Consider the following 18790-nt stretch of genomic DNA (forward strand, 5'->3'; position numbering starts at 1 on the left):
CGGCGGCTGCGGGCCATGACGCCAGAAACGGAGTGAGCATGAGGATCGCGATGGTGACCGCCGCCTATCTCGACGTCGGGGTCGGCGGCATCGAGTCGCATGTCTACGAGGTATCCCGCCAGTTGCAGCTGCTCGGCCATGACCCGGTGGTGTTCCGGACCAGCTCCGGTGCGGGCCGGCTGCAACCGCCGGCGGATGTGCCGCTGGTCGTTCTGCGGCCGGGGGAGTTGCCGCCACAGTACGGGCGGTCGCCTGTCACCGAGGTCGCGCGCCGGATCCTCGACGGCTTCCAGGCGGCAGGGCAGGCCAGGCGGGTCGTCGACACCGCCCCCGACGTGGTGCACTTCCACGACCTGTGCGAGGCCCTGCCGATGGCCCTGTGGCTGCGCCGCCGGCTGCCGGCCCCGCAGGTTTGGACGAACCATCTCGGTGAGTTCCTCGCCCTCGCCCGGTACCCCGGCGGGCGCACGGTGACCCGGCTGCTGACGGCGCCGTACCAGCTCGGCATCGGCCCGTCGAGCGAGCTGGCCCGCCAGGACGCCTGCCGGCCCCCGATGCGGTTCATCTCCAACGGTTACGATCCGGCGCGCTTCCACCCGGTCAGCCTGGCGCGCCGGGCGTCGCTGCGCGCCGGGTTCGGCCTGGACCCGGACCAGTTCGTCGTGCTCGTGCCAAGACGGTGGGCGCCCACCAAGGGCGTCCTGCACTTCGCCCAGGCAGTCCGCCGCTGGGTGCCGTCCGGCCGGCCGGCCACCGTGTTGTTCGCCGGGAGTGGCAGCGACCGGTACACGGCGTACCAAGAGGCGGTGCGGCGGGAGTTGGCCGGGGCGGCGGTCGAGGTCCGCACGCTCGGAGCCGTCGCCACCGCGGACATGCCGGCGCTGTACCAGGTCACGGACCTCACCGTGATCCCGTCCCTCAAGGAGGCCACCAGCCTGAGCGCGATCGAGTCGCTGGGCTGCGGAGTGCCCGTCCTCGGCACCCGGGTCGGCGGTCTGCTCGACCTGCGCGACGCCTGCGGCGACTGCCTGACGCTGGCGCGGCCGGGGGACCCGGACGCGCTGCTCGGCGGACTGTCGACGTTCTTCCGGCCGGAATACCGCTGGGACGGCGAGCGGGCCGCGCAGATCGCGACCGGGATCGAGAAGCGGTTCTCGTGGGCGTCGGTTGCCGAGTCCGTGGAACGCGTCTACCTGGAGGCCACGGCGTGAGAATCCTCTACTTGCAGCACGTCGACTGGAACTGGATCCCGCAAAGGCCGCATTTCCTGGCCGCCGAGCTCAGTCGGCTCGGCCACGACCTCCACGTCTTCCATCTCCGGGCGTGGCGACGGTCCGGCCTGGTCGACCAGGACCCGGGGATCGAGCTGCCGGTCGCCCCCACCGCGGTCGGCTGCCTGCCCCGCTGGTCGCGGCCGGTGGTGCGGCAAGGTGACGCCGCACTCTTGCGCCGACCCGCCCGTACCGCTCGGGCGCTGCGGCCGGAGGTCGTCTGGGTCACACATCCCCGGCTGGAGCCGCTGGTCCGGGAACTCACCGACATGCCGGTGGTGTACGACTGCATGGACCTGGCCCCGGACATGGCCGGCGCGGACCAGCGCTACGTCAGGAGCCTGGAAACGCGGCTGGCCGCTCGGGCGAGCACGACGATCGCCTCGTCCCCGCGCATCGCGGACGAACTGAGCAGGCGATATGCCGCAGCAGCAGGCCCGCTTCTCGTTCGGAACGCGTGCCGGGCTGATTTCGCCTGGCCGGCGCTGGCGGCCTCCGACGCCAGGCCGGATTCCGGGGACGGTCCGGTCCGAGCGCTCTTCTTCGGCACGGTCGGACCCTGGCTGGACATGGCGCTGCTCGAGGCCCTCGCCACCGCGCCGGGCGTCCACCTGAAGATCATCGGCCCGGTCCGGACCGAGTTGCCGCCGAAGGTGCGACCGTGCGTGTCGGGTGCGATGCCGCAACTCAAGTTGCTGGAGCTCGCCAGGACCTGGCCGGACGTGCTGCTTCTTCCGTTCCGGACCGACGATTTCGCCGAGTCGGTCGATCCGGTGAAGCTCTACGAGTATGTCGGGCTGGAACGCCCGATCCTCGCGCCTCCACTGAGCGTGCTCCAGCCGGCGGGGCCCTTTCTCACCTACTACCGATCCGTCCCGCAGGCGTTGGCGGCGGTGCGGGCCGTGCGGGCCCACGACATGCCCGGCGACCGGTCGGCCCGGCGGGCGTTCGTCGCCGACAACACCTGGTCCGCCCGTGCGCGCGAGGTCGACGCGCTGCTGGCGAAGGGACTCGACCGATGACCTCATACAGCGTCGGAATCGTCTCCTACGGGTCCTTCGACCTGGCGCACGGGGCCCTCCGGTCGGCACTGCGGCAGGTATCCCCGCCGACCACGATCGTGGTCGTCGAGAACTCGCAGCGGCCGGAACACTGGCAGTGCTGGACATCTCTGGTCCCGGCGGGCTCTGAACACCGGTCCAGCCGCCAGACCGGAGCCCAGGCGCACCCGGTGCGCGAGGTGCTGTCGTGGCGGTCGGGCGGCACGACGTGTGTCGTGGTCCGGAGCGCCGAGAACGGCGGCTACTGTCGCGGTAACAATCTCGCCCTCGCGTATTGCGACGAGCCGTACCACCTGGTCCTGAACCCGGACTGCGTGCTCCTGCCCGGTGCGGTGACGGACATGTTGCGGGTTCACGCAGCCGATACCGGGGTCGTGTCCGGTGTGCTGGTGAAGACTCCGGTAGCGGGGCCGGGTGACGGGACACCGTCGGAGCGGAAGGTCGACTGTGCCGGCGGATGGGTCTCCCTCCTTACCGGCCGGACCAGGAGGTTGACCGACCCGCCGACGCCTGACGCGGTGCCCGCGGGCGCCCGGGTCGCGGGCGGGGGCGTCTTCACGTACTCGGGCGCGTGCGCCCTGTTCGAGCGGGCCTCGCTGGACCGGATCGGCGGATTCCCCGGCGACCTGTTTCTCTACTACGACGAGCTGCTGGTGACCCTGCGGCTGCGGGAAACCGGTCGGCAGCTCCGGCTGATCCCCCAAATCGTCGGTGTCCATCAGCGGCACTCCACGACGCGGGGCAGCGGGAACGGACGCACCCCGCTGGAGGCCTACCATGCTGCCCGGTCGGCGGCTGTGGCCGCACGCACGATCGGCCTCGGCACGTCCGTGTGCTGGACGGTGGCCCGGCTCGGCTGGAGCCTGCGACTGCTGGCCGCGTCGCGGCCAGCGGCCGGCGCGAGCCTGCGTGGAATGGTCGCCGGACTGCGCGTGGTCCGGCCATGACCGGGTTCGTGTCGGCGGCGGTCGTGCTGGCCTGTCTCGGAGCGCTGGTCGGTATCCAGCGGCGGATCAGCCCGGCATTCCTCCTGGTGCTGACCATGGCCCCGATCCTGGTCGGCTTCGAGGTGGTCGGCGCGCGACTCGGTTCCGCTCCGCACAGCTGGGCGGTGTACGCCACGGTCCCGGCGTTCACCTGCGGCGTGCTCGCCGTGGGCCGGCGCGGCGGTGAGGCCGGGGTGGTGCCGCGATCCGGGCGTGCGGGGGTGCGCCCGGCGGGGCTCCGGGGGTCGCAGCAGATCGGGCTGGCCGTGTCGGCGCTTCTCGTCTGTGGCCTGGCCGTGACCCACTTCAGCATTGTGGGCATTCCCGTGCTGAGCGAGAACCCGGAGATGGAGCGGTTCAACCTCGGCGCGTCCGGCCTGTTCGGTCTGCCGAGCCGCGGTGTGCTGTTCTGTCTGCCGATCCTGGCCATGCTGTGCGGGGTGAAGTACGACCGCCTGCCGAGGTGGGTCACCGGCGTGGTCTGGTCGGTGTTCGTGCTGTCCCGGCTGGCACTCGGTTTCAAGGGCGGCCTGGTCGAAGTGCTGGTCGTTCTCGTCACCGTCGTGCTGCTCCGGGGCCGCGTGCGGCCGGCGGCTGTCATCACCGGCCTGCCGCTGCTGGCGCTGGCGCTGTACTACGGCACCTGGATCGGAAACCAATACCAGACCGTGGCCCGCTCCGGCGGCGCGTCCCTCGACTACCTGCTCGACAGGCTCACCCTCGTCGCGGCAAGACCCGCGTGGTACTCGCTGATGCTGGGCCGGACGGTCACCCAGGGCGACCCCGTGTTCGGCTACGACCTGCGCTACTTCGCCGCACGCTACCTGGGGCTGGGTGGCGGCCCTGTGTTCGCCTACGACGAGATCGTCTCCTCCTACGTCACCGGGACCCCGTTGAGCGGCGGCTTCTTCCTGGTGCCGGTCACCACTGGCGGCGCGGCGTACCTGATCAACAGCGTCGGGGCGGTGCTCGCCGTGGTGGTCGCGGGGACCCTCGGCTACGCCTGGCAGCGCTGTTGCGACCGGATTGCGGCCAGCCGGGAGGTGCTCGCCATGCTGGCGTGCATCACCTTTGTCCTGGCGGCGCGGACATTCCTGATCAACGGCGGCGGCGTGTACGTGGTGGTGAACTACGGGTTCGCGCTGACGCTGCTGGCCATTCCCTACCTCGTCGTCGTCACCGTGGTGCGGATACAGGAGGAGAACGACGCGCGCCGCCGGGGCCGGTCGCCGGTCGCCGGTCGCCGGCTCCGACACGCACCGCCCCGCAGCCAGGACCGGGGTCGAGGCGTGAGCTGTGCCCGGCTGGTCGGCACCGGTACGCCGCGCAGGTCCGCCCGCGGCCCGGACCAGCGCGAGTCATGAGAGCGAGCCTGCCCCGACTCGTGCTCTACTGCACCGGTGCGGTGAGCCTCGGACTCAACACACTGTTCCTTTGGCCGGTGCTGGCCCGCCACGCCTCTCCGGACCTCCTCGGCCAGCTGGCCACCCACCTCACCCTGGTCGGCCTGCTCAGTCCGGCCGCCGCGGCCGGACTGCACATCTACGTGCTGCGGCACGCGGCCCATCCCGACCCGCAGGTCCGCCATCAGGCGGTGCGGGTCGCGGTGGCGTCGATACGGAGCGTGATCGGGCCGGCGGTCGGCCTCGCGCTGGTGTTGTTGCCGTTCTGGCCAGCGGCAGGCAGCGCGATCCTGGCTGTGCTCTGCACCGGGGCCGGCCTCGTTGTGGTCGCGCTCATGCGCGGTCTGGACCGGCCCTGGAGCTTCGCCGTGTTGACGCTGGGCGGCCAGACCGTGGCGCCGGCAGCGGCAGCGATGGCGCTCGTGCGGACCGGCTCGGTCAACACCGCGATGCTCGTGTTTGCGGCCGTGGTGGTCCTTCCCGCGGTCGTGGCCAGCCGCGACGCCGCAAGCCCGGCCACCCGCCCCGACCGGGTGGCGACCGGCCGCGTGGCGACCCGCCAGGACGACCGGTCCGTGCTGGCCGAGGCGCTGCGCTTCTCGGTGCCACTGATGCCACACCTGGTCCTGATCCTCGCGCTGGTGCAGGGGATCCGCGTTCTCGTGGCGGTGACGCAGGGTTATTCGGCGGCCGGATACTTCCAGTTCGCGGCCATGCTGGGTGGGTTTCCGATCACGGCCGTGCTCGTCCTGCGCGGTCACTGGTCGACCTGCGCGCTTCGGTGCCAGGACGATGAGGCGTTCTACCGGGAGACGCTGAGGTACGGTCAGCGGCTTGCCTGGATGTCCGTGGCACTTGCCGTCATCGCCGGCGTCTCGGCGCTGCAGCTTCTGCCCATGCTGCTGCCGTCGTCGTACCCCGTGCGGCCGATCGCGCTGGCCATCGCCGCACTGCTACCGGCGGTCACCCTCCAGTGCGTCGGAGATCTGCAGGCCGAGATGGCCCTGCGGAGCGGTAAGGGCGGCTCGGTGTCCATCGCGACCGGCATTGGCGCGTGTGTCGGAGCGGCGGTCGTACCGCTGGCTGACGGGTCGCTGGGGCTGGCCGCCGGGGGACTGGCCGTCTCCGCTGGTCTGTCTGCCCGAGCCCTGGTCAGCGTCCTCTACCTGAGGCGGGACGGCATCCGCATCGTGCTCTCCACGCAGCTGCGGGCTTCGGTCGCCGCGTGCTTGCTGGTCGGTGTAGGGGTCGCGATCATGGTTTGAGGCCGACCCGGGTCGGCGCCTTGACCCCGGCCACGGGCGAGCGCTTGCCCCGAGCCTGGACGTCCTGGCGCGGGCGTTGAGCTGGGCTGTGGCCACTTCGGTGGCGAGGGCGATGCGGTCGCGATCGCCGAAGGAGCGTCCCGGCCGGGGCGGTCTTGCGGAAGATGCGCCACCAGCCCTCTTGCAGCAAACGAACTGGCCGCGGCCTTCCATCGCCTCGCCGCACTGCCCAGCCCGGCCGGCTGACCGGCAAATCCCTGCCCGCCACGACCCGAAGGACCCTCAGGCGCACGCGGACTTCCGCGGTGACCGCACGGCCCGCGCGCCCTGGGGCGGCTTCGGCCCCGCAACAAACATCTCGGCGGTCCGCCAACCGCTGCTGCTCCCGCCCACCCGCTCCACCGCGGTCGGACCGCCCTCGTCGGGATACCTCGTCCCACCGGCATACACCCACCGCCGACGCCGTCACCGCGAAGTGAAAACCTCAATGGCGTGTCGGATCGCCGACCGCGAGGGTTCTCTGCGCTCCGTCAGGCCGTAGGGTGGCGACCACTCTGCCCAGCGACTTGGTAAAGAGAGCTCGCCAAAGCGGGCCACACCACACCTCCACCACTCGATGCAAGGCCCATGCCGCGAAGAGCACGGCAATGAGCACACCGAAGTAGGTCACGATTCTGTTCTCGTTGGTCGCGAAGCGGGAGAGCGCCATGTAACCGATATGGGCATGCAGGAGATAGATCGGGTAGCTCAGGTTGCCTGCGAGGCGTGAACCTCGGAGATGCAGCGAGGCCCCTTTCCCTGAGTTCAGAAAGAGAAAGAACGCAAAGAAGGACAGGATCACCATCACGATGACCTGCCTCGAGTATTGGATGCCGTCATTGGCGGGCAGAATCGGTAGTTTCGCGAGGGCCGTTTCGATACAGAGGATAGCGCTGACCGCCACTGCCATGGAGGCGGACATCGAGGCGCGCCGTTTCAGGACTGCGAATGCCGCGCCAGCAGCGAAGAAGGTGAACTGACCTCCGAAGAACAGCAGTTTCGGAAGGTCTGCCAGCAGAACAACCAGCATCATGGCAGGCCACAGGAGGAAGGCCCGCTCAAGATGGTTTCGCCATCCCGACAGCAGGAAGAGAAAGACGAGCAGATAGAAGGCGAGTTCGAACTCCAGGCTCCAGTACACACCGTCGACGTATTTCTCACCAGCCACACGGGGCACCATAGTGAGATTAGCGAGTACTTGAGCTGGGTGGACCGATGTGCCTGCACTCCGCACGCCCCAGAACACCGCGACCAGGGAGGTAAGGAGAACGGCTGCCCAGAAGGCCGGGAAAAGCCGGATCGCTCGGGAAACTGCGAATTCTGCCGCACTCCTGCCCTGCGCAGAAAAAAAGATCACATACCCACTGATCATGAAGAAGAAAGGAACGCCCAGATATCCGTACATGGCCCATTCGGAAATACCCGGGATGTGGTCGATTGACGTGACCTTGCCGTTCTCGATCCCATTGTATAGATAGTGGAAACACAGTACGCACAGTGCGGCGGAAAGTCTCGCGTAGTCGAGTAGTTCCAGTCGTTTCACTCAGCGATAATACAAAGTCAGCCGAGGTTGTCCCGGTAGGCCGTCACGTGGCTACTCCGAATGAGCTGTTTCCGGCAATGATCGGTGGCGCTGAGGGATCGCGTCATGCGGAAGCTGGCGGGCGCGCTCTCGTAACCCGGTGTCGGCGACGGTGAAGGGGCAGGAGAAAGTCCAGCCCGCGGACTTTCGTGAGGTCCGTCAGCTTGCTGACGGAGCCCCTTCGGTTGTGCCGGCTCAGGAACTACCGCCTCTTTCCGCGAACCAAGAAGCAGTCACAGACCGGAGTTGATCAGCGACGTCCCGAACACGGATGGCCTCGGGTCTCGGCCAGGACGAGGCGTCGAGAACATCGGCCCTGGACACGCGTTGAAGAAGCGTCGCCCGAACGTCGCGACCGACCGACCCACCATAATCATCGAATCGGAAATCGCGCGGGCTATTTGCATCCCGAGCCAGAGGCATCGCCGGCGTCTTCATCACATCCGCGATCACCAGTCCGTGCAAGCTGCTGGTCAGCACCCACTCAGCACGCCCGATGGCCGCGAGCACGTCATCAAGCGGATCCGAGGTGTACACGACGCGGGCGTTCAATCTTTGCGCGTGAGATTTCAATTTACCGCTTGTCCGCGCATTTCTTTTAGCGCTGTAGTGTGCCACCACCACGCCACCGCTCTTCCTGTCGCCTGGCGCAAGGCGCCCTTCGAGTAGTAGAGCCGGATCACCCAGAGTCGTAGTCTGAGGTAGTTTTAGCAACTTTCGTGTTTCAGGTCCGCGAACGGCTAGCAGGTTGAGGCGGTGCACTCCGCGTCGAACTCGATCCAGTAAGTCCGAGGAATCGAGTTGAGGTAGACCTGCCCCGATCACGGTGGTTCCTTCACCTGCCTCCAGGGCTGCCCTCTGGAGAACTGAACCCAATGTGAACACCTCCGCTGCAGGGGCATCCGAGTGCCTCACCGCGGTCGTTTCACCAAGCTCCATACGGAGGATTGAGGGGGCGAGTTCATCACCGAAGTTACGGAGCGCCCAAGGTGGCAGTAGACGCCCATCATTCCGACGCGTCCAGAGGTGACGGAGGTCAAGGGCCTTCTGGCGGCGGGTTCCCGTCATCGGTCTCCACCAGAAGAGCCGGATCGGGGGCATGGTCGTGATCATGGCCAATGAGCCTTCCTGTCATAAATACCACCGCCCTCAACGACCAACGAAATAATGTTCAGAAGTGAAGTTGAGGGTGATGTCGGCCTGCAGTGTCCCGGGAGCCGATTTATCGATCCAAGGAAGTATGCCGGGCTGAACAGCCGCGGTTTCGTGCCTGCATCAAGTGAACCCTGGTGATTCCGCGAGTTCGGCCTTATGCGGGTTGTTCTGGCCGGCCATGGGTTCAGCTGCCGTGATCGGGAAGATCGGCACTACTCAGTATGCTCCGTCCGAAGCCATGACGGCCCTGAAGGTGCGCCAGAGAATGATGAGGTCACCCGTTAGTGACCAGTTCTCGACGTAATAGACGTCCAGTCGGATTGCTTCCGTGAAGTCCAGGTTCGATCGGCCGGACACCTGCCAGAGGCCGGTCATGCCAGGGCGGACGGTGAGCCGGCGGGTGGCCACGTGGTCGTAGCGCTCCACCTCGAAGTGTCGCTGCGGGCGGGGGCCGACCAGGCTCATGTCGCCCTTGAGCACGTTGAAGAGCTGCGGCAGTTCGTCGAGGGAGTAGCGACGCATCACCCGACCGACCGCGGTGACTCGTGGATCATCGACCACCTTGGGGAGTTCAGCGATGCTCTTGCCCTCTGTTGCGACCAGCGCAGCCAGTTCGGCGTCCGCGCCGACCCGCATGGAGCGGAATTTGATCATCCGGAAAGGTCTGCCGTCGCGCCCGATGCGGTCCTGTACATAGAAGGCCGGGCCTTCACTGGTGAGCTTCACCAGTGCCGCACACGCCATCAGGGCCGGGCTCAGGGCGAGGATGAGCAGCGAGGCGCCGACTCGATCGAACAGTGTCTTCGCCAGGCGCGACGCGCCGGCGTATTGGGGTTCGTCGAGATGAAGGATCGGCAGGCCGGAGATCTCGTGAAGGTGAAGGCGCGAGCCGTCTACGTTGACGACGTTCGGCGAGAGCATCAGCTCGATGCCAGTGCCCTCGAGCCCCCAGGCGAGCTCGCGAAGGCCGTCTGGGCCGAGGTGTTCAGTGTCGGTCACCATCACCGCGTTTGCACCGGTCAGCCAAAGCATCTCCTGCAATGTGTGGTTACGGTCGAGGACCGCGATCCCTCTTTCCGTGACAGGCTCTTCAATGCCTGCATCGTCGGGCACCCATACACCGGTGACGCGGTAACCCGACTGCGGAATCCCAGCCAGCGAAGCGGCGATCCTGCATGCTGACTCGCGGTCGCCGATGACCAGGACGTTTGACAGCGCCCGGCCTGCGGCTCGGTGGCGGTGCAGCTGCATCCGGGCGACCTTCCGCCAGACCAGCAGGCTCATCAGGCCCAATGGGAAGGCGGCCGCCAGGTAGAGGCGGGAGGTGTCGATCTTCAGCGCCACGGCCAAGACGGCCATCAACGCGAATGCTGCCCAAGTGGCTCGGATGACGCGGAGGTACTCCTCGGTCCCGTGACCGATGACGCGGGGGCTCCGGGTCCGGAAGGCGTTGAGTGTCAGCCACCACACGATCGCCATGGCGACACCCAGGACGTCATATGACGGGGAGAAGGGAGCGTCGGCGCGTGCCTCTGACGCCAGGCCGAACCGTGCTGCTCTGACGATTCCCAGCACCACTAGGAGTACCGCGAGGTCACCGAGGCCAAGGATCCTCGTGTACGGCCTGCGCCAACCAGGCGGGGCGGTGGCCGTGACGGCGTACCGTCGAGCCCAGATCGGATCCAGGGTCTGATCGAGCATGGGTGCCCCCGTTCTTTCGCTTACCTGAGGGAAATTATGCCAATCTTCCCCTAGATGTCATGATTTGACGATTGTTTACTTACATGTGGTGTTTTAACGATCTCATCGATGTGACCGTGACTACAACCCGGCACGCCCGGCCCCTTCGTCGCAGACAGGTGAAGTGACCTGACGCTTCACCTGGCTTGGGTGACGGGGAGGAGGCATCTTGGAGCCTCGCGACTACCTGTGGATCGCCCGACCGGGTACGCCTCGACCGCGGAGCTCTTCGTCAGCGAGCCGGGCTCGGGCAGTGGGCAGGCCTGCCGAGGCAGCCTCTTCTCCCCGCAGTGCGTCACGTCGTTCGCAGGGCTTGCCGCGAAGCGGGATATGACCGGACGCGTCATCGACCAGCTCCACCCGAGCTTCACGCCCGCCACTCTCCAGGAGAAGGTGTCCCTCGGTGGTGCCAGTCACCGCGATCCTCATCAGCACGGTGACTGGCACCGACCCGACCGCGCTCCACCAGCAGCTTCCCGCCCGCGTCCGCACCGCTTGGCTACCGCACCAGGCTGGCGTCCGGCGAGAAGAGCGGAGCAAGCGGATGGTCACCGTCGCGGCCGTCTACGACGCCGATCCGACCGTGCCCCGCCCCAACGTTGTCGTCCTGCCCGGCGCTGACCGCATGGCCCTGCCCGCGGTACGCGAGCGGCCGACCGCCGACCGTCCGCCGCGCCCGTCGATGCCTCCGGTGCCGCACACCGCGCGGTCGAGACGGGGCACGCCCGCACCGGGCACCTGGTGCGGGCCGCCGCCAAGCGGCTGGAAAGGACTCTCGCGGAGATCCACGCGCGCCCGGACCGCCGAACTTGGCGGTCAGAAGATAGGGGTGCGGGAGTGCACGCACGTGTGTCCTTTCGGCCGCCTCGTCCTGGGGGACAGGTGGCATACGGCAGTGTCACCGCCAAAGCTCAGGTTGATGTCGTCCTTCTGTCTGTTGCTCATTTATGTTCCGAATTCCGTCGCCTCTGGGAGCGTGACGCCCGGTCAGGGTGTGTTTCACCCGTTGTGCCGCAAAAGAGGTATGGAATGCTTGCATCCGCCGGAGAGACGGCACACGACTGGTCGCCCCTGGGGCGGCGGCCGGCACAGGGAAGCCGGGCAGCCAAGTGCGTCATCGTCCTGCGTGACCGCGGTCGGGCATTGGTTGTGCCGTTTCTCCCTCGACGAACTGCCGCAGCTGGTGAATGAGAGGTCCGCGAGGACTCGACGTTCACCGGGGAAGCCCGCCGGCGCCTTCAGGTCCGACCCGGACATCTGGACCTGGAATACGTTGACGCGTGGTCCGTCCGGCTGGACTTGGCGATCCTCTTCCGCACCCTGCCCGCCGTGCTGCGCGGCAATGGCGCCTATTGGGGCCAGCGTGGAGGCATGCTGCGTTTTAGGAGACTCGACTTCCGCTCTGCCAGCCGCCGCCTGCTTCGTGATCGCCGCGTCCTGTTGTCGGTGTGCACTGTCGCCGGCCTGCTGTTGGCAGGTGCGGGCTGGATCGCCGTCACCGGTGTGCTCGCGCGCAGCGAGCTGCTCGCCGCCCAACGGAGTCTGGATACTCTGCGGGGGCAGGCTGCCGCTGATCCGACAGGGGGTTCCACCCAGCGCCTGCGGACTGTTGATGCCGCCGTGCACCGTGCCGCGGGGCATGCGGCCCGGGCACACCGCCTCACCACCGGGCCGGCCTGGTACCTTGCGGCCCACTTGCCTCTTCTCGGAGGACCGCTGCGGACGGCGAGTGGTATCGCCGAAGCATCCGACCGGCTGACCCACGAGGTGCTTCCTCCGCTGGCGCGCACCGCCGCCCACCTGGGGGCCGCCGCAGGAGCCGACAGCGGACACCTCGATCTCGCCGCGCTGCGCCGTGTGGCTCCCCTTCTGGAGCGTGCCGCGCGCAGCGCCTCGGATGTGCGGACGGAAGTCGACGCGCTGCCGCACGGTACGTGGCTGCCGACCGCGGACATCGCCCGGGCCCGGCTCGCGGAGCAACTTGGCCCGATCAGCACCGTCACGGACGAAGCCGCCATGGCGGCCCGGGTGATTCCGCCCATGCTCGGAGCGGACGGGCCGAGGCGTTATCTGGTGGTGTTCGAGAACACCGCCGAGGCCCGGGGCACTGGCGGGCTTCCCGGGGCGTTCGCGGTGGTCACGGCTCAGGGGGGCCGACTGCGCTTCGAGGACTTCGGCAACGACACCGAACTGTCCGACATCCGTGCCGCGGTCGACCTGCCGGACGAGTACGCCAGGCTCTATGGGCGCAACGCTCCGACCCGGATGTGGGTCAACACGAATATGAGCCCGCACTTCCCGTACGCCGCCCGCATCTGGGCCGCCGCCTGGCGCGCGCACACCGGCGAGCGACTGGACGGGGCGTTCTCGCTCGATCCCGGTGCGTTGTCCGGTCTGCTCGCGGCGTCCGGATCGGCCTCGCTGGCCGACGGGACCGCAGTCACCGCTGCCAACGTTGTGGACCTCACTCAGCGCACCAGCTATGCGGCGTACAAGAACATCCCGGAGCGCAAGGCGTTCTTCCTCGATGTCGCGCGTGCCGTCGCTGATCGGCTGATGGGAACTGTGGACGATCCGGCGCGCCGCCCGGCGCTGTTGACGGCCCTGCGACAGCAGCTGAAGGAGGGGCGCGTCAAGGTGTGGAGCGCCCACCCCGGCGAACAACGTGAAGTTCAGGAGCGTACTTTCGGCGGTGCCCTGCCGGATGGGCCCGCGCCGCTCGCCGGGCTGGTGGTGACCAATGCGGCGGGCAACAAACTGGACTATTACCTGGAACGCCACCTGGTGTGGGAACCGGGCCGCTGCACGGCGAAAAACCGTGAGGTCACCGTGACCGTACGCCTGGCCAACCGGGCACCGGCCTCGGGGCTGCCCTCATATGTCACCCAGCGGACGGACAAGCCGCCCTACCCGACCCGGCCGGGCGACAACCGGCTGCTGGTGTCGTACTTCGCCAGCGGGCAGGCCGGGCTGATCAAGGCGACCTTGGACGGTCAGCCCACGCAGCTCAATCATGCTGCCGAGCGTGGACATCCGGTCTACACCCTGGATCTGGAGCTGCCTGTGGGTTCCACCCGCACCCTGGTGCTGCACCTGCTGGAGCCGCGCAGCGACCTTGCCCCGATCGTGCTGCGTCAGCCGCTGGTCCGTCCGCTGCAGGCCACTGTGCGGCCGTACGGTCCATGTGACGGCTGATCACCGGCGGCGTGACGGCCCCTCAGGTCGAGTCGTCGTCATGTGTTTGAGCCGCTGGCCCGTCAGCGAATCAGTGCGCCCCCGGCTTCGCCGGGACGAACAGGACCCGGAACATCTTGGGCCAGAACTTGCCGGTGATCAGGAACTGCTGGGTGCCGGGGACGGCCGCGATGCCGTTCAGGACGGATCCACGCACCTTTTCGTCCTCGCGCAGCAGGCCCGTGGCGTCGATGCTCGCCGTCACCGCACCGGTCGCGGAGTCGATGCGCATGATCCGATCGGTGGGTAGGACGTTGGCGTACACGGCGTCGTCGACGCACTCGAGTTCGTTCAACTGCGGTACCGGCCGGGCGCCCTGGCGGACGGTGATCCCGCCCGTCTCAGCAAGTGTCCTCGGGTTCCGGAACGTCAGCCGGGACGATCCGTCGCTCGTCACCAGCCGGTTCCTGGACCTCTGGAGGCACGCGCCCCAGCCCTCGTCGGGGTACGGGACTCGGCGGACCTCCGACAGGGTCCTCGTGTCGCGTTCGATGGCGATCCCGTTCCGCCAGGTCAGCTGCCAGAGCGTACGGCCGAGCACGGTGAGCCCCTCGCCGAACAACGGCGAGGGCATCGCCACGCTGACCGTGGGGCGACTGCCGGGCGGACCTGCCCGGACCGACGACCGCCCGGACAGACCGGTGCCCTCGTACAGGGTGCCGTCGGCCATCTCCAGCCCCTGGGTGAACGCCTGAGGGTCGTGTGTAAGGATCTCCAGCACTTTGACCCGTAGCCGCTCGACACCGTCGGCGGAGGTCGACACACGCCCTACGGCCGTCGGCACAGCGGAAGTGCGGTGGTCCGACGCGCTTTCCGTCGAGGACGAGGTGAGCAGCGCCCCTGCGAGAACCGCTGCAACCGCTGCCACCGCGAGGCGTACGCGCTCAGCCACGGCAGGCCTTGCCCGGCTTCACGGTGGCCCTGAGCGGCGTCAACGAGGCCTGCCCCCGAATGGTGGGTGTGCCGACCGCGTGCGGCTGCCGCAGGTGCGGTACCAGCGCGCGGCCGCCCGGGGTGGCCCCGGTCAGGTCGGCGCCGGCGCCGGCGTAGGAGGGCACCAGCAGGCGGTGATCGCCCGGACGCGTGCGATGCGGAAGACAGTCGAGGAGCCGCTGCTCGGCCGCCGGGCGCTCCACACCTTGAGGTCCCACTGGGCGTCGTACACGGCGGCGAGCAGGCCAGGCAGCAGGTGCAGGGTGTCGGAGGCGTCCGTCAGGAATCCGGCAAGGGCTCGTGCCGCCTCCACGAAGCAAGCCTTGCGCTCGGCGTCGTCCATGGCCGGGGCGACGCGGCCGAGACGAGAACTGCTCGTGGGCCCGGTCGGCCGCCAGGGGCCAGGTGGAACGCGGCAACCGGCGGGTGTCGTCCCGCACCTCTGCCGCGATGGGTGCATGCGCTCGGGCGGCGTGTGCGGCTGCGGCGCGCAAAGCCCGCTCCACAGCGCTCTCACGCGGCGCACCGGAGGCCGCGCCGCGTGCCGGCGTTGGTGTCACCGACTGCCGTAGCGGGGCCCGGTGTTTCTGGGCGGCGAGCAGTTCGGAGCGGGCGAGTCGTCCGGTGCCCCCGATCCAGGCGGTGCCGGCCAGGGCGAGCGCGGCGGCCGCCGGTAACGCGTTCCTGAGAGTACGACGGCGGGCGGGGGCAGGGCGTGGTGGGATGGCGCTGCGCTCCTGACGCTCCGTCATGAACTGACTACGGCGCACGGCCAGGATCAGCGCCTTGTCGGCGCGGCCCATCAGCGGTTCGGCGACGGGAACGGCAGCCGATGCTGCCGGTGCCGGAGCACCCCGCCGTGTCGGCGAAGTCGTCGTGTCCTTCACTCCCTCGGTCGAGTTCAGGCCGGGCGACGTGATGGCGGCCTTTGAACAAGATTTGAATACACCCACAAAAGGGATGTATGGCTGCAGATTGGCGTGACATTACCTGGAGATCACCGGATGGCGTAGTGCTCGCTCTTTCAAGGTGTCCGTGCACCCTGGCGGCGGACCAGGTGTGAGGTGAGTGTCTGCCTCCGGGCTGATTGTTGAGCCGACATAGGGGTGCTTCCTCGCTTGAGGTGGTCGGGCCCCCTATCTTCAGCGGGGAATATTGGGAGGAAAACGTCCGCTTCGGACGATTTGCTCGGTTCTATGAGGGGTGCAGCTTGGATCTCCACGGATTCCTGAAGGCTCTTGCCAGACGCTGGCTGACCGTCGTGGTCTGCCTGGTTCTCTCGGTCGGGGCGGCGGTTGCCGTCACAACATGGAGCACCCCCGAATACGAGGCCGGGACGCAGCTCTTCGTCGCGACCCGCACCAGTGAGGACACCACCCAGCTGAACCAGGGGCAGACCTTCTCGCAGGCACGCGTGCAGTCCTACGCCGCCATCGTGCCGACCCGACAGGTGACCGGGCCCGTGGTGCGAGAGCTGAAGCTGCGCACCACACCGGAGGAGCTGGCATCCCGGATCACCGCCGAGGCCCCGCTCAACACAGTGCTCATCAATATCACCGTCCGGGACACCGACCCCAAGCGTGCCGCGAGCGTAGCCAACGCCGTCGCGGCGTGTTTCAGCGCCGTCGTGGAGCGGCTGGAGACGCCCAGGCCGACGGACCCGAAACAGCTGGCGGCGATCGAACGGGGTGCCCCCGGCCCCGTCTCGCCCGTCTCCATGGGCGTCACCCAGCAGGCGGTCGCACCCTCCGATCCCGTCTCACCGCGCCCCCTGCTCAACCTGGCCGTGGGAGTCTTCGCCGGACTGCTGCTCGGTGCCGGACTCGTCGTCCTGCGCGAGACCCTCGACACCACCCTCAAGACCGTCGAGGCGCTCGGCGAGATCACCGGTCTGTCGAGCCTCGGAGCCATTCCGTACGACAAGAGCGCCCCCGCACAACCACTCATCACCGCCGCCGGTCACTCCCAGCGCACCGAGGCCTTCCGCAAGTTGCGCACCAATCTGCAGTTCGCCCAGGTCGACGACCGACCGCGGATCATCATGGTGACCAGTTCGTTGCCCGGCGAGGGCAAGACCAACACCTCGGTGAACCTGGCCCTGTCCCTCGTTGAGGCGGGCGTCTCCACCTGTCTGGTGGACGCCGACCTGCGCCGCCCGTGTGTGGCCAAGACCTTCGGCCTCGTCCAGGACGCCGGACTGACCACCGTGCTGATCGGACAGGCCCGCGTCGAGGAGGTGATGCAGCAGGCCGGCAACCAGCTCTCGGTGCTCGCCAGTGGCGCCGTACCGCCGAATCCCACGGAGCTGCTCGCCTCGGCGCGCATGAGCGAGGTCCTGAGTGAGCTCGCGAGTACCTACGAGGTGGTCATCGTCGACACCGCTCCGCTGCTGCCGGTCGCCGACACCATCGGCCTCGCCCCGCTGGCCCAGGGCACGCTGCTCGTCGTCCGGGCCTCGAAGACCAGCCGTGAGCAGGTCCGCACCGCCGCCCAGGCGCTGGAACGGGTGGGCAGCCGCGTCCTCGGCACTGTCTTCAACATGGCCGTGCCCCCGAAGGGCGACAGCTACGGCGCCTACGGGTCGTACGGCGAACTGCCCGCGCCCCGTTTGTCGGCCCATCAGAAGGAGGCCGCCGTGACCGACCTCGCGGGTGAGAAATGAGCCGAGCGGTGCGGGTCTGACATGCGGCAGCGCACCTCGGTTGATCCGAGGTGCGCTGCCGAGGTGTGTCGCTGAGCTGACGGCTTGTCGGAACGGGTCAGAACGGGGTGACTCTGAGGAGACGCTCCTTGACGGCATCCCCGTCCTGTGACGGCCAGGACCAGTTGAGGCTGCCCGCGGACTGCAGAGCCGCCTTCACGGTCTGCGGCGATGCGGTCGGGTGAGTGGCCCGGTACAGCGCCGCGCCGCCCGCCACGTGCGGCGCGGCCATGGAGGTGCCGGACATGGTGGCGTAGCCGCCGTTGAAGTAGGTCGACCGGATGCACACGCCCGGTGCGATCAGGTCGACGTCAGGGCCGTAGTTGGAGAAGTCGGCGAAGGTGTCGTCCTGGTCGGTGCGACAGGTCGGCCCGGCCAGGCCGCCGGGTTTCCCGTCGAAGTCCGCCAGTGCGCTGACGGTGATCACTTCGTTGTATGCCGCCGGCACCATGTCCTTCGCGTCGGCGTGGTCGTTGCCGGCTGCCACGGCGTAGGTGACGCCCTTGGCGACCGAGTTGCAGATGGCCTGGTGCATGAGGTCGCCGTTGGTCTTGCCGCAGTTGCCGTCGTCGGTGCCGGCACCGCCCAGGCTCATGTTGGCCACGTCGATCTGGTCGGCGTGCTGGGTGACGTAGTCGATGCCGCACAGGACGGTCGAGGTGGATCCCATGCCGAGGGGGCTGAGCACCTGCACCGGCCACAGCCGCGCACCGGGTGCCACCCCGACGACCCCGGTTCCGTTGTCCAGGGCGCCGATGGTGCCCGCTACATGCGTGCCGTGGCCGTGCTGGTCGGTGGGCGGCAGGTAGGGCATCCAGCAGTTCACACCCCCGGACCGGTTCACATTGAGATCCGGGTGGTTCATGCTGATTCCGGTGTCGATGACTGCGACATCCGCATTGACCCGCTTGTCCACACTGTTGATGGCCGCGGTCGGGCTGAGGTCGGCGTCGACCCGGTTCACGCCGGTCGGGACCGACTGATCCGTGACACGGACCACTCGGTCCCGCTGCACCGACTTCACCTGCGGGTCGCCGGCGAGCGAGGCCGCGGTGCGCGCAGTCATCGACGCCGCATAGCCGTAGAGGGCATGGCGATAGACATGGTGCACGAAGGCGCCCATGTCGGAGGCGTGCTCGGTCGCCGCCGTCACGGCGTCGTTCATGTCCTCCTGTCTGTCGGTGCCGGTTTCCTTGAGCGTCACGATGTACCGGCCGGCGATTGCGCCGGCCCTGTCGGACGCAGTGGCTGCGGGCGGGGACTCTGCTGCGGCCGATGTGGCGACTGCGCTCGGCGTACCAGCCGCGAGGGCCAGCGCGAGGAGGGTCACCCCAATGGTTTTGGGCATCCCGGACCTTTCTCGAATGCGTCGGAGTGACGAGCCAGATTGACTGTTATGGCCTGAATATCCAGCTCGTTC

Annotated in this window: 13 protein-coding genes; 7 read left to right on the top strand and 6 right to left on the bottom strand. The window is 68.2% G+C overall.

Going from position 1 to position 18790, the window contains the following annotated elements:
- Positions 1-38: 38 nt before the first annotated feature.
- The 5 genes from ACFYO2_RS19455 to ACFYO2_RS19475 are packed head-to-tail and all read left to right on the top strand — an operon-like array spanning position 39 to position 5986.
- On the top strand, positions 39-1211 hold the full coding sequence (locus ACFYO2_RS19455) for a glycosyltransferase family 4 protein (RefSeq protein WP_388350173.1): 1173 nt from the start codon (positions 39-41) through the stop codon (positions 1209-1211).
- Positions 1208-2293: a glycosyltransferase gene (locus tag ACFYO2_RS19460; RefSeq protein WP_388350176.1), complete on the top strand. Its 1086-nt coding sequence runs from the start codon at positions 1208-1210 to the stop codon at positions 2291-2293. Before ACFYO2_RS19455 ends, ACFYO2_RS19460 begins: the two co-directional genes overlap by 4 nt.
- A complete protein-coding gene (locus tag ACFYO2_RS19465) occupies positions 2290-3279 on the top strand; it encodes a glycosyltransferase (RefSeq protein ID WP_388350178.1) in 990 nt (329 codons plus the stop codon). The genes ACFYO2_RS19460 and ACFYO2_RS19465 overlap by 4 nt, the downstream gene beginning before the upstream one ends.
- A complete protein-coding gene (locus ACFYO2_RS19470) occupies positions 3276-4682 on the top strand; it encodes a hypothetical protein (protein ID WP_388350181.1) in 1407 nt (468 codons plus the stop codon). The genes ACFYO2_RS19465 and ACFYO2_RS19470 overlap by 4 nt, the downstream gene beginning before the upstream one ends.
- Entirely contained in the window at positions 4679-5986 is a 1308-nt protein-coding gene (locus tag ACFYO2_RS19475) for a lipopolysaccharide biosynthesis protein (protein WP_388350183.1), read from the top strand. The genes ACFYO2_RS19470 and ACFYO2_RS19475 overlap by 4 nt, the downstream gene beginning before the upstream one ends.
- Before the next feature lie 484 nt (positions 5987-6470).
- Here ACFYO2_RS19475 and ACFYO2_RS19480 read toward each other — a convergent pair whose 3' ends face one another.
- From ACFYO2_RS19480 to ACFYO2_RS19490, 3 genes are all read right to left on the bottom strand, one after another.
- Entirely contained in the window at positions 6471-7568 is a 1098-nt protein-coding gene (locus ACFYO2_RS19480) for an acyltransferase family protein (protein WP_388350186.1), read from the bottom strand.
- 234 nt (positions 7569-7802) lie between these two features.
- Entirely contained in the window at positions 7803-8720 is a 918-nt protein-coding gene (locus tag ACFYO2_RS19485; protein ID WP_388350188.1) for a polysaccharide pyruvyl transferase family protein, read from the bottom strand.
- 258 nt (positions 8721-8978) lie between these two features.
- Positions 8979-10463, bottom strand: a complete 1485-nt coding sequence (locus ACFYO2_RS19490) for a sugar transferase (protein WP_388350191.1) — start codon at positions 10461-10463, stop codon at positions 8979-8981.
- A 1338-nt stretch (positions 10464-11801) separates the two neighbouring features.
- Between ACFYO2_RS19490 and ACFYO2_RS19495 the strand changes: the two genes are divergently transcribed.
- Positions 11802-13697 (top strand): DUF4012 domain-containing protein, encoded by a 1896-nt coding sequence (locus ACFYO2_RS19495; RefSeq protein WP_388350194.1) that lies wholly within the window; start codon positions 11802-11804, stop codon positions 13695-13697.
- 70 nt (positions 13698-13767) lie between these two features.
- Here ACFYO2_RS19495 and ACFYO2_RS19500 read toward each other — a convergent pair whose 3' ends face one another.
- Positions 13768-14499: a glutaminyl-peptide cyclotransferase gene (locus ACFYO2_RS19500; protein ID WP_388350195.1), complete on the bottom strand. Its 732-nt coding sequence runs from the start codon at positions 14497-14499 to the stop codon at positions 13768-13770.
- A 261-nt stretch (positions 14500-14760) separates the two neighbouring features.
- Positions 14761-15012 (bottom strand): hypothetical protein, encoded by a 252-nt coding sequence (locus ACFYO2_RS19505; RefSeq protein ID WP_388350198.1) that lies wholly within the window; start codon positions 15010-15012, stop codon positions 14761-14763.
- 867 nt (positions 15013-15879) lie between these two features.
- On the opposite strand from ACFYO2_RS19505, the gene ACFYO2_RS19510 reads away from it, so the two are divergent.
- Positions 15880-17331 carry a polysaccharide biosynthesis tyrosine autokinase gene (locus ACFYO2_RS19510; RefSeq protein WP_388350200.1) on the top strand — a complete coding sequence of 484 codons (1452 nt, stop codon included), beginning with the start codon at positions 15880-15882 and terminating at the stop codon, positions 17329-17331.
- Between the two features lie 97 nt (positions 17332-17428).
- Here ACFYO2_RS19510 and ACFYO2_RS19515 read toward each other — a convergent pair whose 3' ends face one another.
- Complete coding sequence (locus ACFYO2_RS19515) at positions 17429-18718, bottom strand: S8 family peptidase (protein WP_388350203.1); 1290 nt, start codon at positions 18716-18718, stop codon at positions 17429-17431.
- Between the last annotated feature and the right edge of the window lie 72 nt (positions 18719-18790).

It is taken from the genome of Streptomyces sp. NPDC006602, assembly GCF_042870385.1.
In the GTDB taxonomy this organism is placed as follows: Bacteria; Actinomycetota; Actinomycetes; order Streptomycetales; family Streptomycetaceae; genus Streptomyces.